At 75.6% G+C, this 26,680-nt stretch carries 24 protein-coding genes; 11 read left to right on the forward strand and 13 right to left on the reverse strand.

Translation table 11 applies throughout. The features are described 5' to 3' along the window. Positions 1-12 precede the first annotated feature (12 nt). The 3 genes from ABD823_RS23560 to ABD823_RS23570 form a co-directional block, all read right to left on the reverse strand. Complete coding sequence (locus ABD823_RS23560) at positions 13-2,340, reverse strand: YhgE/Pip family protein (RefSeq protein WP_344863084.1); 2,328 nt, start codon at positions 2,338-2,340, stop codon at positions 13-15. Continuing rightward, positions 2,337-3,008 carry an ATP-binding cassette domain-containing protein gene (locus tag ABD823_RS23565; RefSeq protein ID WP_344863086.1) on the reverse strand — a complete coding sequence of 224 codons (672 nt, stop codon included), beginning with the start codon at positions 3,006-3,008 and terminating at the stop codon, positions 2,337-2,339. Before ABD823_RS23565 ends, ABD823_RS23560 begins: the two co-directional genes overlap by 4 nt. 151 nt (positions 3,009-3,159) lie before the next feature. Beyond that, a complete protein-coding gene (locus tag ABD823_RS23570) occupies positions 3,160-4,509 on the reverse strand; it encodes a M20/M25/M40 family metallo-hydrolase (RefSeq protein WP_344863087.1) in 1,350 nt (449 codons plus the stop codon). Between the two features lie 385 nt (positions 4,510-4,894). Here ABD823_RS23570 and ABD823_RS23575 point away from each other — a divergent pair, with 385 nt between their 5' ends. From ABD823_RS23575 to ABD823_RS23585, 3 genes are all read left to right on the forward strand, one after another. Further along, a complete protein-coding gene (locus tag ABD823_RS23575) occupies positions 4,895-6,289 on the forward strand; it encodes an aspartate aminotransferase family protein (RefSeq protein WP_344863088.1) in 1,395 nt (464 codons plus the stop codon). A gap of 470 nt (positions 6,290-6,759) precedes the next feature. Continuing rightward, a complete protein-coding gene (locus ABD823_RS23580; protein ID WP_344863089.1) occupies positions 6,760-7,353 on the forward strand; it encodes a hypothetical protein in 594 nt (197 codons plus the stop codon). A 100-nt stretch (positions 7,354-7,453) separates the two neighbouring features. Continuing rightward, a complete protein-coding gene (locus ABD823_RS23585) occupies positions 7,454-8,125 on the forward strand; it encodes a class III extradiol ring-cleavage dioxygenase family protein (protein ID WP_344863090.1) in 672 nt (223 codons plus the stop codon). Positions 8,126-8,244: 119 nt separating this feature from the next. Here ABD823_RS23585 and ABD823_RS23590 read toward each other — a convergent pair whose 3' ends face one another. Then, positions 8,245-9,168 carry a ribonuclease Z gene (locus ABD823_RS23590; protein WP_344863091.1) on the reverse strand — a complete coding sequence of 308 codons (924 nt, stop codon included), beginning with the start codon at positions 9,166-9,168 and terminating at the stop codon, positions 8,245-8,247. A 7-nt stretch (positions 9,169-9,175) separates the two neighbouring features. On the opposite strand from ABD823_RS23590, the gene ABD823_RS23595 reads away from it, so the two are divergent. The 8 genes from ABD823_RS23595 (at position 9,176) to ABD823_RS23630 (ending at position 17,061) form a co-directional block, all read left to right on the forward strand. Then, complete coding sequence (locus ABD823_RS23595; RefSeq protein WP_344863093.1) at positions 9,176-9,703, forward strand: methylated-DNA--[protein]-cysteine S-methyltransferase; 528 nt, start codon at positions 9,176-9,178, stop codon at positions 9,701-9,703. Between the two features lie 150 nt (positions 9,704-9,853). Continuing rightward, entirely contained in the window at positions 9,854-10,771 is a 918-nt protein-coding gene (gene miaA, locus ABD823_RS23600; protein WP_344863095.1) for a tRNA (adenosine(37)-N6)-dimethylallyltransferase MiaA, read from the forward strand. 9 nt (positions 10,772-10,780) lie between these two features. Further along, positions 10,781-11,587: a diaminopimelate epimerase gene (gene dapF, locus ABD823_RS23605; RefSeq protein WP_344863097.1), complete on the forward strand. Its 807-nt coding sequence runs from the start codon at positions 10,781-10,783 to the stop codon at positions 11,585-11,587. A 77-nt stretch (positions 11,588-11,664) separates the two neighbouring features. Then, the gene (locus ABD823_RS23610; protein WP_344863099.1) at positions 11,665-12,411 is read left to right on the forward strand and encodes an SCO6745 family protein; all 747 of its coding nucleotides are present in this window, start codon (positions 11,665-11,667) and stop codon (positions 12,409-12,411) included. A gap of 71 nt (positions 12,412-12,482) precedes the next feature. Next, entirely contained in the window at positions 12,483-14,759 is a 2,277-nt protein-coding gene (locus ABD823_RS23615) for a tetratricopeptide repeat protein (RefSeq protein ID WP_344863101.1), read from the forward strand. 109 nt (positions 14,760-14,868) lie between these two features. Then, positions 14,869-15,627, forward strand: a complete 759-nt coding sequence (locus tag ABD823_RS23620; RefSeq protein ID WP_344863103.1) for an SDR family NAD(P)-dependent oxidoreductase — start codon at positions 14,869-14,871, stop codon at positions 15,625-15,627. A gap of 228 nt (positions 15,628-15,855) precedes the next feature. Beyond that, entirely contained in the window at positions 15,856-16,218 is a 363-nt protein-coding gene (locus ABD823_RS23625) for a phosphomannose isomerase type II C-terminal cupin domain (protein WP_344863105.1), read from the forward strand. A 162-nt stretch (positions 16,219-16,380) separates the two neighbouring features. Beyond that, the gene (locus ABD823_RS23630; RefSeq protein ID WP_344863107.1) at positions 16,381-17,061 is read left to right on the forward strand and encodes an HNH endonuclease family protein; all 681 of its coding nucleotides are present in this window, start codon (positions 16,381-16,383) and stop codon (positions 17,059-17,061) included. Between the two features lie 35 nt (positions 17,062-17,096). Here ABD823_RS23630 and ABD823_RS23635 read toward each other — a convergent pair whose 3' ends face one another. The 9 genes from ABD823_RS23635 to aceB form a co-directional block, all read right to left on the reverse strand. Further along, complete coding sequence (locus ABD823_RS23635) at positions 17,097-17,420, reverse strand: PepSY domain-containing protein (protein ID WP_344863109.1); 324 nt, start codon at positions 17,418-17,420, stop codon at positions 17,097-17,099. A 92-nt stretch (positions 17,421-17,512) separates the two neighbouring features. Next, positions 17,513-17,860: a PepSY domain-containing protein gene (locus ABD823_RS23640; RefSeq protein ID WP_344863111.1), complete on the reverse strand. Its 348-nt coding sequence runs from the start codon at positions 17,858-17,860 to the stop codon at positions 17,513-17,515. Positions 17,861-18,010: 150 nt separating this feature from the next. After that, positions 18,011-19,096 carry a CU044_5270 family protein gene (locus tag ABD823_RS23645; RefSeq protein WP_344863113.1) on the reverse strand — a complete coding sequence of 362 codons (1,086 nt, stop codon included), beginning with the start codon at positions 19,094-19,096 and terminating at the stop codon, positions 18,011-18,013. Continuing rightward, the gene (locus ABD823_RS23650; protein WP_344863115.1) at positions 19,093-19,686 is read right to left on the reverse strand and encodes an RNA polymerase sigma factor; all 594 of its coding nucleotides are present in this window, start codon (positions 19,684-19,686) and stop codon (positions 19,093-19,095) included. The genes ABD823_RS23645 and ABD823_RS23650 overlap by 4 nt, the downstream gene beginning before the upstream one ends. Before the next feature lie 194 nt (positions 19,687-19,880). After that, on the reverse strand, positions 19,881-20,720 hold the full coding sequence (locus ABD823_RS23655) for an IclR family transcriptional regulator (protein WP_344863117.1): 840 nt from the start codon (positions 20,718-20,720) through the stop codon (positions 19,881-19,883). Further along, positions 20,717-21,943, reverse strand: a complete 1,227-nt coding sequence (locus ABD823_RS23660; protein ID WP_344863119.1) for a (Fe-S)-binding protein — start codon at positions 21,941-21,943, stop codon at positions 20,717-20,719. The genes ABD823_RS23655 and ABD823_RS23660 overlap by 4 nt, the downstream gene beginning before the upstream one ends. Position 21,944: 1 nt before the next feature. After that, positions 21,945-23,315: an FAD-binding oxidoreductase gene (locus ABD823_RS23665; protein ID WP_344863121.1), complete on the reverse strand. Its 1,371-nt coding sequence runs from the start codon at positions 23,313-23,315 to the stop codon at positions 21,945-21,947. Next, on the reverse strand, positions 23,315-24,787 hold the full coding sequence (locus tag ABD823_RS23670) for an FAD-linked oxidase C-terminal domain-containing protein (RefSeq protein ID WP_425566649.1): 1,473 nt from the start codon (positions 24,785-24,787) through the stop codon (positions 23,315-23,317). Before ABD823_RS23670 ends, ABD823_RS23665 begins: the two co-directional genes overlap by 1 nt. Before the next feature lie 253 nt (positions 24,788-25,040). Beyond that, positions 25,041-26,627 carry a malate synthase A gene (aceB, locus tag ABD823_RS23675; RefSeq protein WP_344863125.1) on the reverse strand — a complete coding sequence of 529 codons (1,587 nt, stop codon included), beginning with the start codon at positions 26,625-26,627 and terminating at the stop codon, positions 25,041-25,043. Positions 26,628-26,680: the final 53 nt, after the last annotated feature.

A 26,680-nucleotide genomic window follows, 5' to 3' on the forward strand; every position in this document is an offset into this window, starting at 1 on the left:
CTCCACGTTAGATCACAGCGCGAGCTCGGGGTGGAGACGGCGCATCGACCAGGTCCGCCCCCGGTGCACGGCGCGGACGCTCAGCGCCAGCCCCAGCGCGGTCCACAGGCCCAGCACGCCGCAGGCCTGCCAGGCCACGGTCAGGTCGCCGCCGCTGATCAGCCGGCGGAGCGCGCTGACCACCCAGCTCATCGGGAGCCACGGCGAGATCGTCTGGAAGAAGCCCGGTGAGGTCTCGATCGGGTAGGTCCCGGCCGCGGAGGTCAGCTGGAGCATGAGCAGCGCCAGCACCGCGACCCGGCCGGGTGCGCCGAGCAGGGCGTTGACCGCCTGCACGACCGCGAGGAACGCGGCCGCGGTGAGCAGCAGGATCCCGGCCACCCCGGCCCAGTGCGCGGCCTCGAGGCCCAGGGCGAACCGGAGCACGGCCAGCAGCACGCCGACCTGCGCCGCGCCCAGGGCCAGGCCGGGCAGCCAGCCGCCCGCGGCGATCCGCCAGGCGGGCGCCGTGCCGGCCAGGAGCCGGGGGTTGAGCGGGCGGAGCACCATGTAGGTCACCATCGCGCCGACCCAGAGCGCCAGCGGGACGAAGAACGGCGCGAACCCGGTGCCGTAGTTGGGCACCTCGTTGACGGTGCGGCCGGCCAGGGTGACGGGCTCGCTCATCATCTCGGTGCGCTCCGACCGCTCGTCCGCCCCGTAGGCGGGGATCGCCCCGGCCCCGTCGCCGAGCTTCCGGCTCAGCTCGCGGGAGCCGTCCGCCAGCTCGCCGAGCCCGCCGGAGAGCTCGCCGAGACCGGTCGCGAGCCGTCCGGCACCGGCGTGCAGCGTGCCGGTGCCCTCGTCCACCTGGGCGGCGCCGGTCCGGAGCTTCCCGATGCCGGCGCCGAGCTCGGTGAGCCCGCCGGCGATCCGGTCCGAGCCGGCGCCGAGCCCGGTGACGCCGGAGGCGATCTTCTTGTTCGCGGCCGCGGCCTCGGAGAGTCCCGTGCCGACCTGTGCCGAGCCGTCGGCCAGCCTGGCGAGCCCTTCGTCGAGCCGGTTGACGCCGTCCCTGGCCTGGTCGAGCCGGCGGGCGTGGTCGGTGGCGAGGCCGGCCAGGCGGTCGGCCTGCTCGGCGGCCTCGGCCGCGCGGGAACCGCTCCGCCCCGGCGGGGCGGGCATGCCGGTGCCGTCCGCTGAGGCGTCCGCCAGGCCGTCGGCGACCTCGCCGGTGGACCGGGCGAGCCGCTGCGCGGCGGCCCGCAGTTCCGGGTCGGTGCCGGCGTCGCCCTCCAGCAGGGCCAGCAGCCGGTCGGCCTGCTGCCGGGCCTGCTCGGCCTCCCGGTCCACCCCCGCGGGCACCGCGGGCGCGGCGCCGGCCGTACCGGCGTCCTCGCGGAGGGCGCGGGCCAGGGCGCGGAGCCGGGCGCCGCCCTGCTCCAGCGCGGGGACGAGCGTGTCGGCCGCCTGGTTGACGGTCGCCACCTGGGCGTGGACCTGCCGGTAGGCCTCGGCGTTGCCGTCGGCGACCTCCGCGGCGCCCGCGGTGAGCTCGTCGAGCCCCGCGCCGAGCTCGGTGAGGGCCTTCTCGGCGTCGGCCAGGCCACCGCTCAGCTTCCCGGCCCCGGCGGTGAGCTCACCGGTGGCGCCGGCGGCGTCGTCCAGCCCCTCGGCGAGCCGCCGGGTGCCGGTGGAGAGCCGGCCGAGCCCGTCCCGCAGGGAGACCGCGCCCTTGCGCAGCTCGCCGCTGCCGTCCAGGGCCTTGCGGCTGCCGTCGTGGAGCCGCCCCGCGCCGTCGGCGGCCTCGGCGGTCGCGTCGTGCAGCTCGCCGAAGGAGACGAAGACGTCGTCCCAGTAGTCCTTGAGCGCGGTACGGCCGGCGGCCTCCTTGACCTCGGTGAAGACCATGTCGGAGATGGAGCCCATGATGTAGCTGCGGCCGGTGTCCACCGTGACGTCCAGCTCGGCGGGGACCGGCGTGTCGCCGCCGGAGGGCGAGGCCAGGCGGGCGCTGAAGTCGGCCGGGATGGTCAGGGACAGGTAGAAGGAGCCGTCGGCGACGCCGTCCGCGGCCTCGCGGGCGCCGACCCGGCGCCAGGCGAAGACCCCGCGCTCGACCAGCTCGTCGGCCAGCTCCCGGCCCGCGTCGACCGTTCGGTCCCCGGTCTCGGCCGGGCGGTCCTCCACGACGAGCGCCACCGGGACGTTCCCCAGGTTTCCCTGCGGGTCCCAGAACGACCACAGGTACAGCCCGGCGTAGAGCAGCGGCAGCATCACCACGCCCGCCAGCGCGGCCCGGGTGAGCCGCGAGCGGGTGAAGCGCCGCAGCTCCAGTCGTCCCAGCCGGACCGGTCTCATCGCCCGTCCCCCTCACCGGTCCGCCCGGCGTGCGCCGCGGCGCCGAGGCGGAGCGTGCGGGCCGGCGGGCCCGGCGGGCTCTCGGTGCAGGCGGCGACGACCGTGGTGCCCTGGGAAGCCAGGTCCTCCAGGGTCGCCCAGAGGGCCTCGCGGCGGGCGCGGGTGAGCCCGGTGCCGACGTTGTCGAGCACCAGCAGCCCGGGTTCGTCGAGCAGGGCGAGCGCGATCCCGAGCCGGACCCGCTCCTCGCGGCCGAGCCCGCGGACCAGCGTCCGGTCGTCGGGGGAGAGGCCCAGCCCCGCCCGTTCCAGCGCCGCCGCGGCGCGCCCGGCGCTCCTGGCGCTCCAGAACGGCCCCCGCACCCGCTCGTGCACGTGCTCGCGGACCGTCAGCGCCCCGTCCAGGTCGTTGACGCCGTCGACCAGGCCGAGCGCGGCGATCCGCCGGATCGCCCGCGGCTTGGTCTGCCCCGCGACGGCGAGCGTGCCCGCGGTGGGCCGCATCCGGCCGGACAGGGTGAGGAGCAGGCCGGTCCGCCCGCTGCCCGCCTGCCCGGCGAGGGCGGTGAGGCTTCCCGGCCCGGCGTCCAGGTCGACGTCGCGGTAGACCCACCCGTGCCCGCCCTTCAGGGACAATCCGGCCGCGCGCACCGCCGCTCCCCCCGCCATCGGGACCCCTTCCCCCATTTTTATAACTGACTGGTCAGTACAAAAATTACCACAGAGAAGAAGCCCCGCCGAGGCGGGGCTTGTGCCGCACCTGTCCCGCACCTGCCCGCGCGCGGACCCGGCGGGGACCGGACCGGTCGCCGGGGCCGGGTCAGCCCGTGGCCGCGGAGCCGTACTCCTGGAGGAAGAGGGCCTCCGACAGGATCGTGCGGCGGAGCTCCTCGATGACCAGCCGCTCGTTGGGCGCGTGGATCGAGGCGCCGTCGTCCTCCGCGCCGAAGAGCAGGACCTCGGCCGCGGGGAACTGCCGGACCAGCGTGGACACGAGCGGGATCGAGCCGCCGGCGCCGACGTCGCGCGGCGGGCGGCCGTAGGCGCGCTCCATGGCCCGGTTGAGCGCGGAGCGGGCCGAGCCCGCCGTGTCGGCGAGGAAGCCGGAGCCCATCGTGTAGTCGGTGAAGTCCACCCGCACGCCCCAGGGGGCGACCTGCTGCAGGAAGCCCACCACGGCCTCGATGGTCGTCTTGGGGTCGCCCGCCGGAGGCACGCGCACGGTGACGCGGGCCCGGGCCATGGGCTGGACCGCGTTGATCGCCCCGGAGACCGTCGGCACGTCGAGGCCGGTGACGGTGATGGCGTAGGACGCCCACAGGCGGTCGGCCAGCGAGCCGGAGCCGACCAGGGAGACCCCGTCGAGCACCCCGGCCGTCTCGCGGAACTCCTCCTCCGTCGGCCCGACTCCCAGGAAGGTGCCGCGCGGCAGGCCGGGGACGCGGATGTCGCCGTGGTCGTCGTGCAGGGCGGCCAGCATCCGGATGAGCGCCGCCAGGGCGTCCGGGGCGGCGCCGCCGAAGGAACCGCTGTGCAGCGGCTCGGCGAGCGTGCGCACCTCGACGGTGAAGGCGCCCATGCCGCGCAGCGAGGTGGTCACCGACGGGTCGCCCACGCGCGGGTTGCCGGTGTCGGCGATGACCATCGCGTCGGCCCGGACCAGCTCGGGGTTGCGCTCGACGAAGGCCTCCAGGCGCTCCCCGGCGTACTCCTCCTGGCCCTCGATGATGACCTTGACGCCCACCGGGAACCGGCCCTGGAAGACGCGGAGCGCGGCGACGTGGGAGATGATGCCGGACTTGTCGTCGGCGGCGCCCCGGCCGTAGACGGCCCCGTCGATCTCGGTCGGCTCGAAGGCCGGGGTGCGCCAGAGCGCCGGATCGCCCGCGGGCTGGACGTCGTAGTGGGCGTAGAGCAGCACGGTCGGCGCGCCGGGCGGAGCGGGGGCCTCGGCGTAGACGGCGGGGAAGCTCCCCTCCACCGGGATCTGCTGGACGTGCGGCAGTCCGGCGCCGCGCAGCAGCTCCTCCGTCACCGCGGCGGCGGCGCGCACCGGCTCCTCCGGGTGGCCGGGGAAGGCCACCGAGGGAATGGAGACGAGCCGCTTGAGCTCTTCGATCGCCCGGGGCAGTTCCGCGGCGACGGCGCCCTCGATCTCGTCAGGAGTCAACGTTTTCCCTCGCATCTCGACATCTGGTCTCCCCCTATTGGAGCACAGCGGCCGGGCGGTCGTGTTCTCCCGCCGCCCTCCGCGGACCGCTCCGGCGCGGTACCGGTCCCTGCCCGCCGTGTCCCTCCCGCCGTGGCCGCGCCCGGCGTGGTCCCCGCCGTGGCCGCGCCCGGCGCCGCGGCGTGCGGGCGAGGGCGGTGACGGAGGGCGCCGGGGGCGCCGGGGGAGCGTTGACCGGCGGAACCGCATCGCTGATTTCGTCGTCATGAGACTTATGAGATGCGGATTCAAGTGTTGTTTCGCTGAGAGTCAACGCTTTCACTTGTCAAGACCTTCTCCGGGTGTGCACACTGTGGGCAGCCCAGCTCACCGAGGGAAGATGGCGATGACGCACCCCGAGAACACCGACGTGGCGTCGGTCATGAAGGCCGCGCAGGAGAATCTGTGGCTGCACTTCACCCGGCACGGCCCCTACGTCGACGGCGACGTCCCGATGATCACGCGGGGTGAGGGCGCCTACGTCTACGACGTCAACGGCAAGCGCTACCTCGACGGCCTGGCCGGCCTGTTCGTGGTGCAGGCCGGACACGGCCGCAGCGAGCTCGCCGAGGCCGCCGCCAAGCAGGCCCAGGAGCTGGCCTTCTTCCCCCTGTGGTCGTACGCCCACCCCAAGGCCGCCGAGCTCGCCCAGCGCCTGGCGGCGGAGACCCCCGGCGACCTCGACCGGGTCTTCTTCACCACCGGCGGCGGCGAGGCCGTGGAGACCGCCTGGAAGCTCGCCAAGCAGTACTTCAAGATCACCGGCAGGCCGCTCAAGCACAAGGTCATCAGCCGCCAGATCGCCTACCACGGCACCACCCAGGGCGCCCTGTCGATCACCGGCGTCCCGGCCTTCAAGCAGATGTTCGAGCCGCTGGTGCCGGGCTCGGTCCGGGTGCCGAACACCAACCACTACCGCGCCGACGAGATCACCGGCGTGCCCGGCATGACCCCGGAGGAGTACGGCCGGTGGGCCGCCGACCGGGTCGCCCGCGCCATCGAGATGGAGGGCCCGGAGACCGTGGCCGCCGTCTTCGTCGAGCCGGTGCAGAACGCCGGCGGCTGCTTCCCGCCGCCGCCCGGCTACTTCCGGCGGCTGCGCGAGATCTGCGACGCCTACGACGTGCTGCTCGTCTCCGACGAGGTCATCTGCGCCTTCGGCCGGCTGGGCACCATGTTCGGCGGGCAGAAGTTCGACTACGTGCCCGACATCATCACCTGCGCCAAGGGCATGACGAGCGGCTACTCGCCGATCGGCGCCATGATCGCCTCCGAGCGCCTCTTCGAGCCGTTCAAGAACCCCACCGAGATGTTCGCCCACGGCTACACCTTCGGCGGCCACCCCGTCTCCGCGGCCGTGGCCCTGGCCAACCTCGACCTGTTCGAGCGCGAGGACCTGCTCGGCCACGTCACCCGCAACGAGCCGGTCTTCCGCGCGACCCTGGAGCGCCTGCTCGACCTGCCGATCGTCGGCGACGTGCGCGGCTCCGGGTTCTTCTGGGGCATCGAGCTCGTCAAGGACAAGGCGACCAAGGAGACGTTCAGCCCGGACGAGTCCGAGCGGATGCTCCGCGGGTTCCTCTCGCAGGCCCTGTTCGACGCGGGCCTGTACTGCCGCGCCGACGACCGCGGCGACCCCGTGATCCAGCTCGCCCCGCCGCTCATCTGCGGCCCGAAGGAGTTCGACGAGATCGAGTCGATCCTGCGCTCCGTGCTGACCGAGGCGTGGAACCGGCTCTGACCGGGCTCTGACCGCACCGCCGCCCGGGGCCGGCGCCGCTTCGGCGGGCACCGGGCCGCGGCCCCCGGCGGTGCGGCCCGCGCCCCGGCACCGGGTCCGCCGGCGGTGCGCGGCTCAGGCCGGGGCGTCGCCGCCGGCGCCGAGCGGCCTCCGGAGGGCGGCCGTGCGGGGCGGGGAGCGGGGCGCCGCGCGGAGGGGGAGGCGTCCCGGCAGGGGCGGGAAACGACGGGAGGCAGGGCGCCGCACGATGCGCGGCGCCTTTTCCACGCGCTCGCCGGGAGCGGCCCGGAGCGCGGCCGCGGCTCCTACCAGGGCGTATGATCACCGCGCCGCGGCCACCTGTGAGAAAGCTGAAAATCCGTGATCATCCCGTGATTGCGGCGCGAGCATTTCTTTTCGGTGGTTAGTGTGATTCGGCACCCTCGGAAGCCGTGGAGGTTTCCCCGATAACCGCAGGGAGTTGTTGTCGAATGCACGTCCCCTCCACCCCTGACCGCCCCGCGCAGCCCGAAGAGGCGGAGATCCTCGACGGGCCCGCAGGCGGGCGCGCCGCCCGCCGGAACGACCGGAACGACCGCAACGGCAGGCGCGGCCTGGCCGTGGCCGCGGCGTCCGTCGTCGCCGTGCTGCTGGTGGGCGGAGGCATCGCCTACTCGGTCGTCTCCTCCGGCGACGAGGAGGGCTCCGCCCCGACCTCGCAGCGGACCGAGGCGGACCGGCCCGGCCAGGGGGGCCAGGAGGACTCCGCCGGCGAGGGCGGTGAGAGCGGCGAGGACGCCGCCCGCTCCGGCGAGGAGGACGCCTCCGCGGGGTCCGGCGGGGAGGCCTCCGGCGGGTCCGGCGGATCCGGCGGCTCCTCCACCGGGTCCGCGGGCTCGGCCGGTGACGCCTCCGGCGGCGGTTCCGGGAGCTCGGGCGCCACGCCCTCGACCTCCGCCCCGACCCCGGCGAAGCAGAAGCAGAGCGGCACGCGGCCGCAGCAGGACGGCGAGGAGGGCTACACCGACCCGCGCTCGGACGGCGCCCCCGGCTTCGTCGCCCCGCAGGGCCCCACGGGAGGCTGACGCCGCCCGGGGTGTCACGGGGCCGTGCCCCCGCCCGGGGCCTACACCGGCGTCGGGGCCCGCACCGGGGTTCCGGGCCGCCCTGGGCTAGTCTGGCGGCGTGCTTGTCGCCGCAGCCGTCTGCCCGCATCCTCCGCTGCTCGCCCCCGAGCTGGCCGGGGCCGCCGCGGGCGAGCTCGACGGGCTCCGCGCCGCCTGCGCGGCCGCGACGGCCGGTCTGCGGTCCGTGCGGCCCGACGCCGTCGTGGTGGTGGGCGGGGCCGCGGAGGCGGGGAGCTACGGGCCGGACGCCGCCGGGAGCCTCGCCCCCTGGGGGGTGGACGTCCGGGTCGGCGCGGGTGAGCCCGTGCTGCCGCTCTCCCTCACGCTCGGCCGCCGCCTGCTCGACGAGGCCGGCCTGGCCGCCTCCGCCTTCCACGCGGTGCCCTTCGACGCCTCCCCGCAGGAGTGCGCGGCCCTGGGCGCGCGCCTGGCGGAGCAGGCCGGGCGGGTGGCCATGCTGGTCATGGCCGACGGCTCCGCCCGGCTGACCGAGAAGTCGCCGGGTTACCTCCATCCCCGGGCCCTGCCGTACGACGCCGCGCTGGCCGCCGCGCTCGCCCGCGGCGAGATCCCGGACCTCGACCCCGCGGAGGCGGCCGAGCTGTGGGCCGCCGGCCGGGCCGCGCTGCAGGTCCTGGCCGGAGCCGCGGGCCCCCTCGGCGGCGAGCTCCTCTACCACGACGCCCCCTACGGCGTCGGCTACCTCGTGGCCCTGCTGCGCGCCGTCTGAGGGCCGCCGGGGATACGCGGGCCGGGGCCGCCCGGCGCGGCTTGCCTGCGCCCGGCGCGCACCGGCCGGACGCCCGCCGTACGGTGCCCCCGGGTGCCCCCGGGTGCCCCGTGCCCCGGTCAGAGGCGCCTGGGCACGGGCACGCGCAGCAGGTCGTGGGCCAGGACGACGTCCCCGTCGAAGGCGGCGCGGGCCTCGGCCAGGAAGCGGGCCTCGTCGTCGGTCCCGTAGCGCTCGGAGACGTGGGTCAGCACCAGGCGCCGGACCCCGCACTCGGCCGCCACCCGGCCGGCCTGGGCCGCGGTGAGGTGGCCGTACTGCGCGGCCAGCTCCGCCTCCGGCGACAGGAACGTCGACTCGATCACCAGCAGGTCCGCCCCGTCGGCGAGCTCGAACACCCCGTCGCAGAGCCGGGTGTCCATGACGAAGGCGGCGCGCTGGCCGCGGCGGGGCTCGCTGCAGTCCTCCAGCCGCACGGTGGAGCCGTCCGGCGCGGTCACCGTCCCGGCCCGCTGGAGCTCGCTCACCAGCGGCCCCTGGACGCCGCGCTCGCGCAGCCGCTCGGGGAGCATGCGGCGGCCGTCCGGCTCGTCGAGGCGGTAGCCGTACGACTCGACGGGGTGGGACAGCGGGCGCGCGGTGAGCGTCACGGGGCCCGCGTCGAAGGAGGCGGCCGGTCCGGAGACGGGCCGCTCGGCGATCACCGAGGTGTCGGCGAAGACCGCCGCGTGGCGCAGGCGGCGCCAGTAGGTCTCCCCGCTCGCCGGGTAGGCCGCCTGCACGGGGTGGGCGACGCCGTCCCTGGCGATGCGCTGGACGACGCCGGGCACGCCCAGGCAGTGGTCGCCGTGGAAGTGGGTGACGCAGATCCAGGTGACGTCGTGGGCGCTGACGCCCGCGTGGAGCATCTGGCGCTGGGTGCCCTCCCCGGGGTCGAACAGGAAGCCCTGGCCGTCCCAGCGCAGCAGGTAGCCGTTGTGGTTACGGTGGCGGGTGGGGACCGCGCTGGAGGTGCCGAGGACGACGAGCTCGCGAAGGGACATGATGCCAATGGTAGGAACGGTGGTCTTCGCGAGCGTGCCGACTCCGCTGGGCGAGATGGCCGTCGCCGTCACCGAGGACGGCGTGGCGGCCACCTGCTGGGGCGACGCCGGGGCGCTCAGGGCCCGCCTGGCCGGCCGGCTCGGCCTGCCCGAGGCCGGTGACGCCGGGCGCGCGGCCCCGGCGCTGACCGAGCTGGCCGCCTACTACGCCGGTCGGCTGCGGGCCTTCACCGTGCCCGTCGACTGGCGGCTGACCACGCCCGTGCAGCGCGCGGTCCTCGGCACGCTGCACGCGACCGTGCCGTACGGCCGTGCCGTGACCTACGGCGAGCTGGCCGCGCGCAGCGGGACGGGCGTGCCCGCCCGGGCGATCGGCTCGATCATGGGAGCCAACCCGATCCCGGTCATCGTGCCCTGCCACCGGGTGGTCGCCGGGAACGGCCTGGGCGGGTTCAGCGGTGGCGAGGGCGTGGAGTCCAAGCGGTGGCTGCTGACCCTGGAGGGCTACCTGCAGCCGACCCTCGACTGGGACTGACCCGGCTCCGCCCCGCCGGGACCGGCCCGGCCCCGCCCCCGTCAGGACGGGCGGCCGGCCGGATCCCCGCCCCGCGACCGCGACGCGCCCGGACCGCCGGGGAGGCGCGCCGCGATCCGCGCGCCTTCCCGGTGTTGGGACACTTGTCCCGTGTCTCAGCCACCTGTCATCGCCGTCGTCGGCCCCACCGCGGCCGGGAAGTCCGATCTCGCCGTCGAGCTCGCCCTGGAGCTCGGGGGCGAGGTGATCAACGCCGACTCCATGCAGCTCTACCGCGGCATGGACATCGGCACGGCGAAGCTGACCGTCGAGGAGCGGCGCGGGGTCCCGCACCACCTGCTGGACGTGTGGGACGTGCGCAGGACCGCGAGCGTGGCGGAGTACCAGGCCATGGCGCGGCCGCTGATGGACGCCCTGCGGTCCGGGGGCGCCGTGCCGATCCTGGTGGGCGGGTCCGGCCTGTACGTGCGGGCCGCCCTCGACGAGCTGGAGTTCCCCGGGACCGATCCGGGGATCCGCGCCCGGCTGGAGGCCGAGCTGGAGGCGGGCGGCCCGGCCCCGCTGCACGCGCGGCTCCGGGAGGTGGACCCGGAGGCGGCCGCGGCGATCCTGCCGGGCAACGGCCGCCGGATCGTCCGGGCGCTGGAGGTGATCGAGCTGTCCGGCAGGCCGTTCTCGGCCTCGATGCCGTCCTACGAGGCGGTCTACGACAGCGTGCAGCTCGGCGTCGAGGTGCCCCGGGCGGTGCTGGACGAGCGGGTCGCGCGCCGGGTGGAGCGCATGTGGGAGGCCGGCCTGGTGGACGAGGTGCGCTCCCTGGCGGAGCAGGGCCTGGCGGAGGGGCGTACGGCCTCCCGTGCGCTCGGCTACGCCCAGGTGCTGCGCTTCCTGGCGGGGGAGTGGACCGAGGAGCAGGCCAAGGAGGAGACCATCCGGGCGACGCGCAGGTTCGTCCGGCGCCAGGAGTCGTGGTTCCGCCGCGACCCCCGGGTGCTCTGGCTCCCCCAGCAGGAGCCCGGCCTGCTCGGACGGGCCCTCGCCGCGGTGCGCGCTCACCGCCGTCAATAGGGTGGGAGCATGCGCTTCGTAAAGGGTCACGGCACCGAGAACGACTTCGTCATCCTCCCCGATCCGGACGGCGAGCTGGAGCTGTCCGGGACGCTCGTGGCGGCGATCTGCGACCGCAGGGCCGGGATCGGCGCCGACGGCGTGCTTCGGGTGGTGCCCGCCAAGCTCAGCCCGGAGGCGGCCGGGCAGGCCGACGAGGCCGAGTGGTTCATGGACTACCGCAACGCCGACGGCAGCGTGGCCGAGATGTGCGGCAACGGGGTGCGGGTCTTCGCCCGCTACCTGGTCGAGGCGGGGCTGGTGGACGCCGACGGGTTCGCGGTGGCCACCCGGGCCGGGATCCGGCGGGTGCGGCTGGAGCCGGGCGGCGACGTGACGGTGGACATGGGCGCGCCCCGGGTGCTGGGCGAGAGCCGCACGACCGTGGCCGGCCGGGAGTACGGCGGGCTCCGCGTCGACATGGGCAACCCCCACCTGGCCTGCGTCATCGGTGACCCGGTGGCCGGGCTCGACCTGACCCGCCAGCCGGCCTTCGACCCGCTGGTGTTCCCGCAGGGGGTGAACATCGAGCTGCTCAACGCGGTGGGCCCGCGCCGGGTCGTGATGCGGGTCTTCGAGCGGGGGGTGGGGGAGACGCGGTCCTGCGGGACGGGCACGGTCGCCTCGGCCGTGGCGGCGGCGCACCTGGCGGGGGAGACGGAGGGGAGCTGGACGGTCGAGGTGCCCGGCGGCACCGTCACCGTCACCCTCGACGGGCGGACCAGCTACCTGTCGGGTCCCGCCGTCCTGGTGGCCTCCGGGGAGCTGGATCTGTAAGGGGAGGGCGCCGGTACTTGCCGAACCTTCTTCTGGTGGGCCATGCTGAGTCCATTCAGTAGACCGAGGAGGGTGGCATGGCGGATCCGCAGGCGACGGCGGCGGCGGTCAAGGACGCGATCGGCAGGTACGGCGGCGGGTTCATGATCTCGCGCGAAGTCAAGGCGCTGGGCGAGCGGACCGGGCTCGATCTGTGGCCGCTGTACTTCCGCGGCCGGTGCGGGGTGCTCGGCGAGGTGGACGCCGACGTGGTCTGCTCGGCGGCGGCCTTCTTCCCCGCCGAGCGCGTGCGCAAGAACTGGGAGGCCGGCCGGGCGCTCCCGGTGGGCGAGGCGGTGCAGCTCTACGCCGGGGCCTGCCGGGAGTGGGGCCGCCGCCGGCTCGGCTCCTTCGCCGGGGCCGCCCGCCTGGCCGGGCTGCTGGAGCGGGTGGCGGCCGGCGCGGACGTCCTGGGCGCCCCGCTCTTCGCCGGATGGCGGGCCGTGCCGCTGCCCGAGGACGCCCCGGCCCGGGCGACCCAGCTCATGCACGTGCTCCGCGAGCTGCGCGGCGGCCTGCACGCGGTGGCGGTGCTGGCCGAGGGGCTGACCCCGCTCCAGGCCGTCCTGTGCGACTCGCACGAGACCCCCAGGGGCCGGGTCTCCGGCCGCGACATGGCGCTCTTCCACGAGTGGCCCGAGCCGTACCCCGAGCCCGGCCCCGAGATCGCCGCGCGCCGGGCGCGGGCCGAGGAGCTCACCGACCGGCTGATGGCCCCCGCGTTCGCCGTGCTGGACGAGGCGGAGTCGGCGGAGCTGGTCGCCCTGCTCGGCGCCCTCGCCTGACCGCTCCGCCGTGACCGGCGGAGGGCCGCGTCGTTTGGGGCATCCCCGCCGAGCTGGCAGACTGGCGTGCCATGGACGTGGACATCTGGGCCTGGGTGGGCGACACCCAGCGGCAACTGCACGAAGCCGGTAACACCGGCCTGGCCATGGCGATCGGCAGCATCCCTGCCCAGGCGCTCGAGGGCCGGTACGGGCAGCTCGACGTGCTGGCGCCGGCCATCGCGCAGGAGGCGGAGAAGCTGGGGCAGCCCTGGCTGGAGTTCTACGCCCGCTACTGGCACCTGATCGGCCGCGTCGGCGACCGCGCGCAGGGCGTGGTCGCGCTCGACGACGCGCGGGCGCTGGTGGAGTTCGCCCGGCGCGAGGACGTCCGCGACTGCCCCTCGGCCCCCGGCGCGGTCGAGGCGCTGGTGATCGCCCAGGCCAACACCGACGGCCCCGGTCACGCCGCCGAGCGGCTGCAGGCGCTCGACGCCGCCGGGATCGAGCCCGATTCGCCCGCCTTCCCCGCCTACGCCGAGCAGTACGTCGCGGCCCTGGTGGACGCCGGGCGCGTCGAGGAGGCCGTCATCCACGCCGAGTCCGCGGTCGAGCGGCTGGGCGGCGTCGGCCGCGAGGCGAGCTGGGAGCTGGGGGCGGCCTCCGCCCGCGCCCTGCTCGCCGCCGGCCGCGCGCAGGACGCGCTCGCCGCCCTGGACGCCGCGACCGGCTTCAAGCCCGACGACCCGGTGGCCAAGGAGCACCGCGAGGGCGTGCTGCGCGCCCTCGTGCTCGCCACCCTTGACCGGGTCGCGGAGGCCGTGGAGGCCCTGCCCGACCTCGACGTGGTCGGCAACCACCCCCGGGTCTGGGTCGAGTGGGCGCGGGCCGTGCGCGCGCTCGCGGGCTCTGCGCAGATCACCAACACCTGGCAGCTCGGCCGGGTGCTCAAGCAGTGGATCGACTACTTCGCCGTGATGGGCGCCTACCGGGCGCGCGTCGAGCTGGCCCTGATCGCCGGCGACCTGGCGGTGGAGCGCAAGGGCGTCTGGCAGGCCCGCATGCTGGCCGACCTCGCCGAGTCCGCCGCGGCCGAGCTGAAGGACCCCTCGGCCGTCGCCGACCGGATCGCCGCGCTGCGCGCCGCCGCGGACGCCGTGACGCCGCTGCCGGCGCCCGGCCCGCAGGACGAGCTCGTCGGCTACTTCGACGCCGCCGACGGCTTCAACGCCGACCCCGAGCGCTGGGTGGGCTGGCTGGAGCCGCTGTCCGGGCGGGACCTCGAGGCCACCCGCCGCCACACCACCACCCTCGGCTTCCTCGGCTACCCGGCCAGGGGCGCCGACGTCTACTGGGACATGCTGGTCGAGTCGGGACAGGTGGGGACCGCCGAGGAGCAGGACGTCTCCTTCCTCACCGGCCTGCTCGTCGAGGCCCGCCAGGACGAGCGCCTGGAGCAGATGGCCGAGCGGCTCCCCGAGGCCGGCCGCCACCTGGCGCTGGCCCGGCTGCACCGCGCGCGGGAGCGCTGGGAGCAGGCCGCGGCCGCGGCCGAGGCGGCCGTCACGGCCGGCGCGGGCATCGAGGCGCGCCGCATCTGGGCCGGCGCGGTCCAGCAGCTCGACGACAACGCCAAGGGCGCGCTGATCCTGCGCGAGGTCCTCGACAGCGAGGAGATCGAGGCCGAGGACGTCTGGCGCATGATCACCATGGCGACCGCCGCCGAGGACTGGGAGACCGTCCGCGCCGGCGCCAGGAAGATCGGCATGCCGCTGAAGTCCACGGAGGGGCCGATCGAGGAGGACATGGGCCTGGTGCGCATCGTCCTGCCCGCCCCCGACGGCAGCCAGCGCGCGGTCGTGAGCGTGCGCACCGGGCCGGCCACGGCCCGCCTGGCGATGCCGCAGCCTCCCGGCCTGGAGTTCAACGCCGGTGACCTGGTCGTCTTCGACCCGGCGCTGCTGGAGCCCCTCCCGGAGAGCCCGGAGGAGCAGGAGAGCTTCATCCCGCCGTTCGCGGCGGTCGGCATGCTCCGCCCCGGCGGCTACACCAGCTGGTTCTTCGACGGCGCGCGGCCCGGCGAGGCCGAGTGGGCCGAGTTCAACGAGGTCCTGGCCGAGCGGGGCTGGCCGATGTGGGTCTACAGCGACGACGACTACACCGTGACCCACCCGAGCACGGGCGAGCCCCTGCCGGGCGTCTTCGGCTGGATCGCGATCCCGCCGAACGTCACCCCGGTGGAGCTGGACGCGGTGCTCGACGACGTCACCGAGCGCTGGACGCACCCGCTGGCCTGGCTCGACCTGGCCAAGGCCGTGGGCGTCGAGGTGGAGCGGCACGAGCGCATCACCCGGGAGTACGGCCTGTAGGGGGCCGGCGGAGCAGGCACACCGCCCGCGAGGGGGCTCCTCGCGGGCGGTATGCTTCTCCAATTCCAGAACATCGTTCTGTGCTTCCCCGCGGGTCAGGAGGATCTGAATGCTGGACCGATTCCGGCTGGACGGCAAGGTCGCCATCGTCACCGGGGCCTCCTCCGGGCTGGGCGTCGCCTTCGCGCGCGGCCTGGCCGAGGCGGGCGCCGACATCGCGATCGGTGCGCGCCGCGCGGACCGCCTGGAGGAGACCCGGCGCCTGGTGGAGGAGACCGGCCGCCGGTGCGTGGCGGTCGCCACCGACGTGTCCAGGCCCGAGGACTGCCAGGCCCTGGTCGAGGCGGCGGTCGCGGAGCTGGGCGCGGTGGACGTCCTGATCAACAACGCCGGAGTCGGCACGGCGGTGCCCGCGCTGAAGGAGACGCCCGAGCAGTTCCGCCAGGTGGTGGACGTCAACCTGCACGGCACCTACTGGATGGCGCAGGCCTGCGCGCGGGTCATGCGGCCCGGCTCCTCGATCGTCAACATCGGCAGCATCCTGGGGGAGACCACCGCCGGGCTGCCGCAGGCCGCCTACAGCGCCTCCAAGGCCGGCGTCGTCGGGCTCACCCGCGACCTGGCCCAGCAGTGGACCTCGCGGCGCGGCATCCGGGTCAACTGCCTGGAGCCGGGCTTCTTCGCCTCGGAGATGACCGAGCAGTACGCCGAGGGCTACATGCAGTGGCAGCTGGAGCACCGCGTGCTGATGAAGCGCGCCGGAGATCCCGCCGAGCTGGTGGCCGCCGCGATCTTCCTGGCGAGCGACGCCGGCTCCTACGTCACCGGCGCGGTGATCCCCGTCGACGGCGGGATCCTCACCACCTGAGCCGGACGGCCGCCGGGCCCGGGCGCCCCGCGGGCGGGACCCGCCCGGAGCGGGGACGCCGGGGTGCGCGCCCGGAGCGGGGACGCCCCGGGCGGCGGGCCGTCTGAGCTGGGGATCCGCTGGGAGAGAACACCCGCACTCTTAATCATCCGGTTGCGTGAAGACCGCTCATCCGTCACGGACACGTGCGAGAGTTCTTGTGACGTGATGGAGGGGATGGAGGACATCTTGCTGGAAGTCGACAGGCTCGGGGCGGTCGTGCACGACGAGCGGCCCTGGGGCGGGTTCGAGCGCTACACGCTCAACGAGCCGACCACGGTGAAGATCATCAGCGTCGCTCCCGGCCAGCGGCTCAGCCTGCAGCGGCACGAGCACCGCGACGAGCTCTGGGTCGCCCTGGACCCGGGGGCGGTCTTCGAGATCGACGGGGAGCGGATCACCCCCGCGGTCGGCGACCGCGTGCTCATCCGGGCCGGCCAGACCCACCGCCTCGGCTCCTCCGGCCCGGCCGTCCGGATCCTGGAGATCGCCTTCGGTCACTTCGACGAGGACGACATCGAACGGCTCGAGGACGCCTACGGGCGGGCCTGAACCGGCCGGCCGCGCGGGCGGCGACCGTGCCCCGCCCGCGCCCCGCGGGGCCCCGCCGCGGCGCGCCCGCGGTGCCCGCCGTACGGCGGGCACGGCTTTACGGTGTCGTTGAGTAGATTTGCCGCTTGCGGGTAGCGGAATCCCGTGAGAGGTGGCGGCAGGATGCGGGAGAGGCTGGGCCGGGGCGCGGCCGCGGTGTCGGCCGTGGCGTCGGTCGTGCTGGCGCTGGCCGGTTGCGGGCCGGCAGGGGAGGTCTCCGGCGACCGGCCGGTGGAGGCGGGCGCGTCCGCCGCCGAGGCCCTGGAGGAGCTGGAGAAGCTGCCGGTCAAGGGCCGCGCACCGATGACCGGGTTCGACCGGGACGAGTTCGGGCCCGCCTGGGCCGACGTCGACCGCAACGGGTGCGACACCCGCAACGACATCCTCAAGCGCGACCTCGAGGGGGAGACCTTCAAGGAGGGCACCCACGGCTGCATCGTGCTCACCGGGACCCTGCACGACCCCTACAGCGGCAAGACCATCGAGTTCGAGCGCGGGCAGAAGACCAGCCTGGCGGTGCAGATCGACCACGTGGTCGCCCTCGCCGACGCCTGGCAGAAGGGCGCCCAGCGGCTCAGCGAGGAGCGGCGCAGGCAGCTGGCCAACGACCCGCTGAACCTGCTCGCCGTGGACGGTCCGCTCAACGGCCAGAAGAGCGCCGGCGACGCGGCGACCTGGCTCCCGCCGCGCCGCGCCTACCGCTGCCCCTACGTCGCCCGGCAGATCCGGGTGAAGGCCGAGTACGGGCTCTGGGTCACCGCCGCCGAGAAGGAGGCGATGGTGCGGGTGCTGAAGTCCTGCTGACCTCAGCACCCCCGGACCGCCGGACCGCCGGACCGTCAGCTCCAGTCCCGCAGCTCCCACCCGAACTTGACGACCTCCCCCGTCCGGCGGGACACGTACACCTCGTACTCCCGGTTCCCCCTCACCAGCTCCACCACGCAGACGCGCCGTCCGTCCTCCCGCTCCCGCTCGACCTCGACGACACGGGCGTTCGGGACGCGGTTCCGCGCGACTCCGACGGCCTGCCGGCAGGTGACGGGCGCCGAGGCGGCGGCGGTGCTCCCGGCGGCGGCGGTCCCGCTCGCGGCGAGGGCGGCGCCTCCCCCGACGGCCGGCAGGGCGGCGGTTCCGGCGGTGGCGAGTGCGATTGCGATGATCACGCGGTTCTGTCTCATGGCTCCAGGCCTTCCCGCGCCGGTGGCGCGGTCCCGCCAAGCCCGGGGCAAGAATCGGCCCGCAGGGGCGCGGCCGGTCAGAGGTTGTAGTTGATCTTCACTCTGACGACCCTGCCGCTGCGGACGGAGACGTACAGGTCGTACTCCCACGCGCCCCGCTCCAGCGTGACCTTCCAGTTCCAGATGCCCTGGTCCCAGACCTTCCGGACGCCGACGACGCGGGAGCCCGGGACCTTCCGCCTCGCGATGCGGGCGGCCTGCTGCGAGGTGACCGAGGCCGCGGCGTGCACGGCGGACACGGCGGACACGGCGGACACGGCGGGGGCGCCCGCGGGGCCCGCCGCGAGGGCGGCGCCCCCCGGGGGCAGGAGGGCGGTTCCGGCCGCGATCAGGGCGGCTCTGACGATCGTGCTGCGCTGTCTCATGGATCATGCCTTCCCGCGCGGCGGGGCGGCGGCGCGGAGCCGTCGTTAAAAACTGCCGCCGGAAAAGCCGGGCAGGCCGCCCGGGGCGTCATGGCCCCGTACGCCCCGGGCGTGCTCTCTCCCGACGGCTCCCCGCCGTTCCCGCCGGGCTCAGGCGCCGCCGTCGCACCCGGCGGCGGGCTCGTCCACCTCGGGTGCCTCGTCGGCCACGGTGACCGACAGCTGCGCGGTCGACGCCATCAGGCTCCCCTCGGGGGCCCCGGCCCGCCCGGCGTCCACCACGATCTCCCGGTAGCCCAGCAGCTCGTAGGTCTCGGGGTCGAAGACGAGGTCGCCGCGGATGCCCTCCCGGTCGACCCGGCCCACCCCGATGCCCGTGCGGCCCGCGGCGTCCTCGGCGTTCTCCACCACGTCGACGCCCGGGATCGTGGCGGCGGCCCTGAAGAGCGCGGCCCGCTGCGCGGGCGGCATGTACGTCTCGGTGACCAGCTCGTTCACCCGGTCCCAGGCCGCCTCGTCCGCGGAGGCGTCTCCGCCGCCCGGCGTGTAGAGGTGGGCGCGCATCCCGTCCGCGTCGGCGGGCAGCCTCTTCAGCGCCGTGTAGTGGGTGGGCCGGTCCGCGGCGGCGCCGCCGCAGACCGGGAGCCGGTGCCTGTCGGTCCTGCCGACCTCGTCGTAGGCGTCCTCGGGGATCGGCCAGCCGGGGTAGGCCTTCGGCTCCAGGTGCTCGATGGTCAGCGAGCCGTCCCTGCTGTTGTCGGCGGAGAGCCAGATCACCCGCTTCGTCCGGTAGAGGTGCCGGGTCTCGCGCTTCCCCCCGGGATCGCCGTAGGACCGGTACATCGTCTCGGACTCGATCCTGATGAACTGCTCGTCGCGCGGGTCCAGCTCCGTCCGGGACGCCTCCGCGGCCCGGCCGAGCACCTCGCTCGCCGAGACGGGCGCGGTCTCCGGCATCGCCACCACGACCTCCTGGGCCGGTCCGCGCCGGAGCCCCCCGCCGGGCTCCCCGCCGGGCTCCCCGGCGGCGACCACCACGGCCCCGGCAGCCCCGGCCGCCACCGCCAGCGCCCCTGCCAGCACCATCATCCGAGGCCTGGACCACAGGGAGCGCACGGCCGGACGCGAGGCGGCGGCCGCGGCCAGCCCCCGCCGGGCAGCGGCCTTCGCCCCGGGGTCGTACGGCGCCGCCTCCGGCCGGATGCGGGCCACCAACTGGATCTCGTCGTCGTTCATGCGTGCGCCTCCAGGAGACGTCGGATCTTGGTCCGGGTGCGGGACAGCCGCGAGCGCACGGTCCCGATGGGGATGCCGAGCGCCTCGGCGGCCTCCTCGTAGGTCAGCTCGGCCCAGGCGACCAGGAGCAGCAGCTCCCGTTCGGCGGAGCCCAGCTCGGCCAGCGCGGCGGCCAGGGCGGGCCGGAGCAGGCCGGCGGTCACCCGTTCCGCGCTGCGCTCCTCGAAACCGGCGGCCCGCTCCGGGGCCTGGCGGGCGAGCGCCTTCAGCCTGCGGGTCTCGGCCCTGCGGTGGCCGGAGACCAGGTTGGAGGCGATGCCGTACAGCCAGGGGCGGGCGTCGGGCCTGCTCAGGTCGTAGCGGGCGCGTTTGCGGAACGCCACCAGGAACGTCTCGGCCGTCACGTCGTCGGCCATGGAGGCGTCGTCCAGCCGCCGGGCGGCGTACCGGTGGATCTCGTCGGCGTGCCGGTCGAAGAGACCGGCGAAGACGTCGGGATCGGCCAGCGACCGCTCGATCAGCGCCGCGTCGCCGCAGGAGGGCGGGGACGGGGCGGACACCGCGGCCCGCCGGAGGGACGTCAGCGCCATCACCCGTTTCGTCCAGTCATCGTGAAGGGGTCCTTTCGCAGGGCGCGTCCGCGCCCTCACACCCCTTCTCCGCCGCGCGGCGCCGTCCGGTTCCCTCCGGCGCGGCCTTCCTGCGCGGCCCCGGACCGGCCGCCGCCCCACGGCGGCCCCACCGCCGGCCCGCCGGATCCGCACGGCCGGCGGGCCCGGCGGGACTACAGGGGCCCGCCCAGCTCGGCGCCGAACTCGCCGGCGATCCGCCGCATGCCCTCGGCGAGCTCCCGGCGGTCCAGGGCGCCGATGCGCTCGGCCGGGCCGGACACCGACATCGCGGCGACCGTGCGGGAGCCGTCGCGCACCCCCACGGCCAGGCAGTGCACGCCGATCTCCTCCTCGCCCAGGTCCAGGGCGTACCCCCGCTCCCGCACCCGCGCCAGCTCGGCCAGCATGCCCGGCAGGTCGGTGATCGTGTTGGCGGTCCGCCGGGGCATGCCGGTCCGCTCGACGAGCGCGGCCACCTCGGCGTCCGGCCGGTCGGCCAGCAGGACCTTGCCCACCGCCGTGCTGTGCGGCAGCACCCTCCTGCCCACCTCGGCGAACATCCGCAGCCGCCGGGGCGAGGGCACCTGCGCGACGTAGACGATGAAGTCGCCCTCCAGCACCGCCAGGTTCGCCGTCTCGCCGGAGAGCGCGACCATCTTCTCCAGGTACGGCTGGGCCCACGCGCCCACCATGCGCTCGGCCACGCCGCCGAGCCGTACCAGCGCGCCGCCCAGCGCGTAGCGCCGGTCGGACTCCTGTCGCACGTACCCCCGGGCCAGCAGCGTGCGCAGCAGCCGGTGGATCGTCCCGTACGGCAGGCCGGTGGCGGCGGACAGCTCGGAGATCCCGGCCTCGCCGCCCCGCCCGGCGAGCGCCTCCAGCAGGTCCAGCGCCCGGTCGACGGACTGCACCGTCCCCATGCCCGTCCCGTTCGCGCGGCCGTCGCGCACGTCCTGCCTCCCCCCTCCGGTCGCGTCCGCGGCGTCGCCGTGCCGATCGGCCCGCCGGCTCATCCGACCTCCCGCAGGCCCCGCAGGGAGGCGTCCAGCACCTGCGCGGTGTGGGCGACCGGGATCGGGGCCGCGCCGGAGCGGCGGACCGCCGCGGTGATCTGCATGGTGCAGCCGGGATTGGCCGAGACCAGCAGGTCGGCCCCGGTGGCGAGCACCCGCTCCGCCTTGCGGTCGCCGAGCGCGCGGGCGGCCTCCGGCTGGAAGATGTTGTAGGTCCCGGCGGAGCCGCAGCAGATCGACGACTCCGCGACCTCCCTCAGCTCCAGGCCGGGGATCGCCGACAGCAGCTCGCGGGGCTGGGACCGGACGCCCTGGGCGTGGGCCAGGTGGCAGGCGTCGTGGTAGGCCGCGGTGAGCGGGAGCGGGTGCCGCCTGGCCGCCGGGCCGAGCTCGACGAGATACTCGGCCAGGTCCACGGCCCTGATCGCCGCGGCCCGCTCGGCCCACTCGCCGTCGAGGATCTCCGCGTACTCCTTCATGGCCGAGCCGCAGCCGGCGGCGTTGACCACGACCGTGTCCACGCCCGCCCGCTCGAAGGCGGCGACCGTCCGCCGGGCGAGCCGGACGGCCTGCTCGGGGCGGCCGGAGTGGAGCGGCAGGGCGCCGCAGCAGCCCTGGGCGGGTGGGATGACCACCTCGCAGCCCTCCAGCGCGAGCACCCGGGCGGTGGCCGCGTTGACCTGCGGGAAGAACTCCCCCTGCACGCACCCGGTGAGCATCCCCACCGTGGCGCGGCGCCTGCCGACCGCCCGGACCCGGCGCGGCAGCCGGACCCGGCGCACCGGGTCGGGGGCGAGGCCGGCCATCGCGGCCAGGGGCGGGCTGACCCGCTCCAGCGCGGGGGCGGCCCGCCGCCGCAGGCCGGCGCTCAGCCGCAGGGCCCGCAACCGCCGGGGGTAGGGGAAGAGCCGCAGGACCAGCTCCCGCACCGCCCGGTCGGTGGGCGCGCGGGTGTGCTCGCGCTCCACCACGGCCCGGGTCCGCTCGATCAGCCGGTCGTAGCGCACCCCGGACGGGCAGGCCGTCACGCACGCCATGCAGCCCAGGCAGGCGTCGAAGTGCCCGGCCATCTCGGGGGTGAGGGGGGTGCCCTCGACGTGCTGCCCCATCAGGTGGATCCGGCCGCGGGGGGAGTCCATCTCCTCGCCCCACAGCACGTAGGTCGGGCAGGCGGGCAGGCAGAACCCGCAGTGCACGCAGTCGCCGATCAGTTCGGGATCCACCTCAGACGCCTTCCGCCAGCCGGCCGGGGGAGAGCCTCCGGCCGGGGTCGAACCGCTCCTTGACCCGCCGCATCAGCGGCAGCGCGCCCACCGGCCCCCAGGGGTCCACCGCCCGGGTGAGCTCCGGCGGCGCGGCGAGCACGGTCAGCCGGCCGCCGGACGCTCCGACGTCGCCGCGCACGCCCGTCACGAACGCCGCGAACTCCGCCTCGCCGGTCTCCGGGGGCAGGGCGAGGTGCAGGACCGCAGAGGCCGCCGCCCCCCGTACCCGGGCCGGCAGCCCGTGCGCCGCGACCGACCGCAGGGCGTGGTCCACCGCCGCGGGCGGGACCCGCAGTTCCAGCAGGACCTCCTCACCCGGCGGGGCGCCCCACCACCCGGGGGCCCGATCGGCGGACGCGCACGCCCCGGGCCCGCCCAGCAGGTCCTGTACGGCCCGCGCCCGCGCCTCGACGGCCTCGGCGGCGCCGCCCTCGACCAGCGCGCCCACCGTGAACGTCCCGCCGGGGGCCCGCCAGTCCAGCTCGACCGCGCTCGGCTCGGCCTGCGAGGCCGCCGGGGCGGCGGCCGCGGCCCCCGGGGTCCGGGGGCGCGCGGCCGCGTCGCCGTCCGGCGCGCCGTGCGCGCACGGCACCGGGGCGGGCAGGTCCGCGGTGAGCCAACGGCGGGCCGCCGGGACCGGGTGGAGCCGGAAGACGGCCTCGGTGATGACGCCGAGCGTGCCGTACGAGCCGGTCAGCAGCTTGCCGAGGTCGTAGCCCGCGACGTTCTTGACGACCTTCCCGCCGGAGCGGGCGACCGTGCCGTCCGCGAGCACGACGGTGACGCCGATCAGCAGGTCGCGGGCGGTGCCGTGGCGGAGCCTGCGCGGCCCGGCGGCGGCGGTGGCGAGCGTGCCCCCGACGGTGGCGCCGGCCAGGAGGGGGTCGAGGGCGAGTTCCTGGCCGCGGGCGGCGAGGAGCCCGGCCAGGGCGTCCATGGTCACACCCGCCTGCGCCCGCACCACGAGGTCGCCCGCGGCGTGCTCCGGGACGCCGTTCAGGCGGCGGGTGTCGACCAGCAGGTCGCAGCGCTCGGGCGGGCGCCCCCAGTGCAGCTTGGTGCGGCCGCCGGAGGGGACCACGGCCAGGTCGCGGGCGGCCGAGACGCGTAGCAGCGCCGCGACCTCCTCGGTGCTCGCGGGCAGGGCCACCCAGCGGGGCACGACCCCGGCCACGGCGTCGCCGGGCGTGGCGTCCCGGACCGCCACGCCGGTGGCGAGCAGCGCCTCGCGCGCCGCGCTCGCGTGCCCGTCGTCTCGCGCGCCGGCACCGCGCCCGTCCCGCGCTCCCGCCTCCGGCACCCCGGGGCCGGTCCCGTACGGCGCGCCCATCAGAACAGCTCCGCCCGGCCGGACTCGACCAGCGGGTGCGCGCCCCTGCGCACGCCCGGGACCTCGCCGCACAGGCGCGGGGTGGGGAAGACCTTGCCGGGGTTGGCCAGGCCGCGGGGGTCGAAGGCGCAGCGGAGGAGTTGCATGGTGTCCAGATCGTCGTCGGTGAACATCTTCGGCATGTAGCGGGCCTTGTCCACGCCGACGCCGTGCTCGCCGGTGATGGAGCCGCCGTGCTCGACGCACAGGTCGAGGATGCGGCCGGAGACCGCCGCGGCCCGCTCCTGCGCGCCCGGCTCGGCGTCGTCGAAGAGCACCAGCGGGTGCAGGTTGCCGTCGCCGGCGTGGAAGACGTTGGCCACCCGGATGCCGTGCTCGGCCGAGAGGCGGTCGATGCCGGCCAGGACGCCGGGCAGCGCCGTACGGGGGACCACGCCGTCCTGCACGATGTAGGCGGGGCTGATCCGGCCGACCGCGGCGAACGCCGACCTGCGGCCCTTCCAGATCGCCGCCCGCTCCGCGGGGTCGTCGGCGGTGCGCAGCTCGAACGCGCCGGCGGCCCGGCAGAGGCGCTCCACCTCGGCGAACTGGTGCGCGACCTCGGCGGCCGGGCCGTCCAGCTCCACGATGAGGACCGCCCCGGCGCCCGGCGGGTAGGCGCAGGCCACCGCGGCCTCGGCCGCCTCGATCGCCAGGGCGTCCATCATCTCGATCGCCGCGGGGACGATGCCGCCGCCGATGATCGCAGAGACGGCCCGCCCGCCCTGCTCGATGCTCCCGAACGCCGCCAGGAGCGTGGTCACGGCCTCCGGCGCGCGCAGCAGCCGCACGGTGACCTTGGTGGTGATGCCGAGCGTGCCCTCCGAGCCGACGAACGCGCCCAGCAGGTCGTAGCCCGGGTCGCCGGCGTCCAGGGCGACGACGTCGCCGTCGGGGGTGACGACCTCCAGGGCCAGCACGTGGTTGACCGTGAAGCCGTACTTCAGGCAGTGGGCGCCGCCGGAGTTCTCCGCCACGTTCCCGCCGATCGTGCAGACCTGCCGGCTGGAGGGGTCGGGCGCGTAGTAGTAGCCGTGCGGGCGGACCGCCTCGGTGATCGCCAGGTTGGTCACCCCCGGCTCCACCACGGCCCGCCGGTTCGGCAGGTCGACCTCCAGGACGCGCCGCATCCGCGAGGTGACGATCAGCACGCCGTCGGTCCGCGGGAGCGCGCCGCCGGACAGGCCGGTCCCCGCGCCGCGGGCCACGAACGGCACGCCGTAGGTGTTGCAGATCCGCACCACGGCGGCGACCTGCTCGGCGCTCTCCGGCAGGACGACGACGCCGGGCACGGCCCGGTGGTGGGTCAGGCCGTCGCACTCGTAGGTGCGCAGCCGCACGGGGTCGGTGATGACCGCCTCCGGCGGCAGGGCCGCCGCCAGCCGCCGGACCGGCTCGTCGAGCGCGGCCGTCACGTGTGTCGTGTCCGTCAACGCGGTTCCTCCTGACGCGGCCGTGGGGGTGCGGAGGGGCCGGACCGCCGGGACCGCCCGGTTCGCCGGAGACGCCCCCCCTTCCATCCTCGCGCAGCACGGGAGCGGCGGCGCCGGGGCGCGAGGACGGGAACGGGCCGGAGCGGGGGACCGTCCCCGGGAAGGGGCGGTCCCCCGTCTGCGCGGTGCCCGCGCGCGCGGGCGGAGGGCTCCCCGGGCGGGGAGGCGGTCCCCCGTCTGCGCGGTGCCCGTGTCAGGGCATGCGCGCATACGCGGGCAGGGTCAGGAACTCGGCGAAGTCGTCGTCCAGGGCCACCTCCTTGAACAGCGCGGTGGCCTGGGCGTAGAGGTCCTCGTCGTAGCCCGGCTCGGCCTTGATCTTGGCCAGCTCCTCGTCGATGATCCGCTCGACGAGCTCCTTGGTGACGGTGGCGCCGGTGTCGGCGAGCGTGATGTCGTTGTGGATCCACTGCCAGATCTGGGAGCGGGAGATCTCGGCGGTGGCGGCGTCCTCCATCAGGTTGTGGATGGCCACCGCGCCCGACCCGCCCATCCAGGCGGCCAGGTAGCGCAGCGCCACGTCCACGTTGTTGCGCAGGCCGGCCTCGGTGATGTCGCCCGGGGTCTTGGAGACCGCGAGCAGGTCGGCGGCGGTGACGGAGACGTCCTCGCGGAGCCGGTCGAGCTGGTTGGGCCTGTCGCCGAGCACGCCGTCGAAGACCTCGCGGCAGATCGGGACCAGGTCGGGGTGGGCGACCCAGGAGCCGTCGAAACCGTCGCCGGACTCGCGGGTCTTGTCGGCGCGGACCTTCTCCAGGGCGACCTCGTTGACCTCGGGGTCGCGGCGGGAGGGGATGAAGGCCGCCATGCCGCCGATGGCGTGGGCGCCGCGCTTGTGGCAGGTGCGGACCAGCAGCTCGGTGTAGGCGCGCATGAAGGGCGCGGTCATGGTCACCGCGTTCCGCTCCGGCAGCAGGAACTCCCGGCCGCGGGTGCGGAACTTCTTGATGACGCTGAACAGGTAGTCCCAGCGGCCCGCGTTGAGCCCGGCCGAGTGCTCGCGCAGCTCGTAGAGGATCTCCTCCATCTCGAAGGCGGCCGGGTAGGTCTCGATCAGCACGGTCGCGCGGATCGTGCCCCGCGGCACGCCGAGCAGCTCCTGGGCGCGGACGAAGACGTCGTTCCAGAGGCGGGCCTCCAGGTGCGACTCCATCTTCGGCAGGTAGAAGTAGGGGCCCTTGCCCTTGGCGAGCTGCCGCTCGGCGCAGTGGAAGAAGTAGAGGCCGAAGTCGACGAGCGAGCCCGACATCGGGGCGCCGTCGCAGGTGAGGTGCTTCTCCTCCAGATGCCAGCCGCGCGGGCGGACCACGATGGTGGCCAGCTCCTCGTCGGGCTTGAGCGTGTAGCTCTTGCCGCCGGTGGAGAAGTCGATGGTCCGGTCCAGCGCGTCCCGCAGGTTGAGCTGGCCGTTGACGGTGTTCTCCCAGGTGGGGGCGTTGGCGTCCTCGAAGTCGGCCAGCCAGACCTTGGCGCCGGAGTTCAGCGCGTTGATGGTCATCTTCCGGTCGACCGGGCCGGTGATCTCCACCCGGCGGTCCACCAGGCCGGGCGCGGGCGGGGCGACCTTCCACTCGGACTCGCGCACGTGCCTGGTCTCGGGAAGGAAGTCGAGGGTGCCGCCGGCCGACAGCTCCTCCTGCCGGGCCTGGCGGGCGGCCAGCAGCTCCAGGCGCCGGGCGCCGAACTCGCGCTGGAGGGTGGCGACGAAGGCCAGCGCCTCCGGCGTGAGGATCTGGTCGAACCGGTCCAGCACGGGGCCGGTGATCTCAACGCCGTCCATGGGCTCCCTTTCCATCTGGTGGAAAACGTCTTCTGAATTGTGGAATCGACGCT

The sequence above is a fragment of the Planomonospora alba genome (genome assembly GCF_039534085.1).
Taxonomy (GTDB): Bacteria; Actinomycetota; Actinomycetes; order Streptosporangiales; family Streptosporangiaceae; genus Planomonospora_B; species Planomonospora_B alba.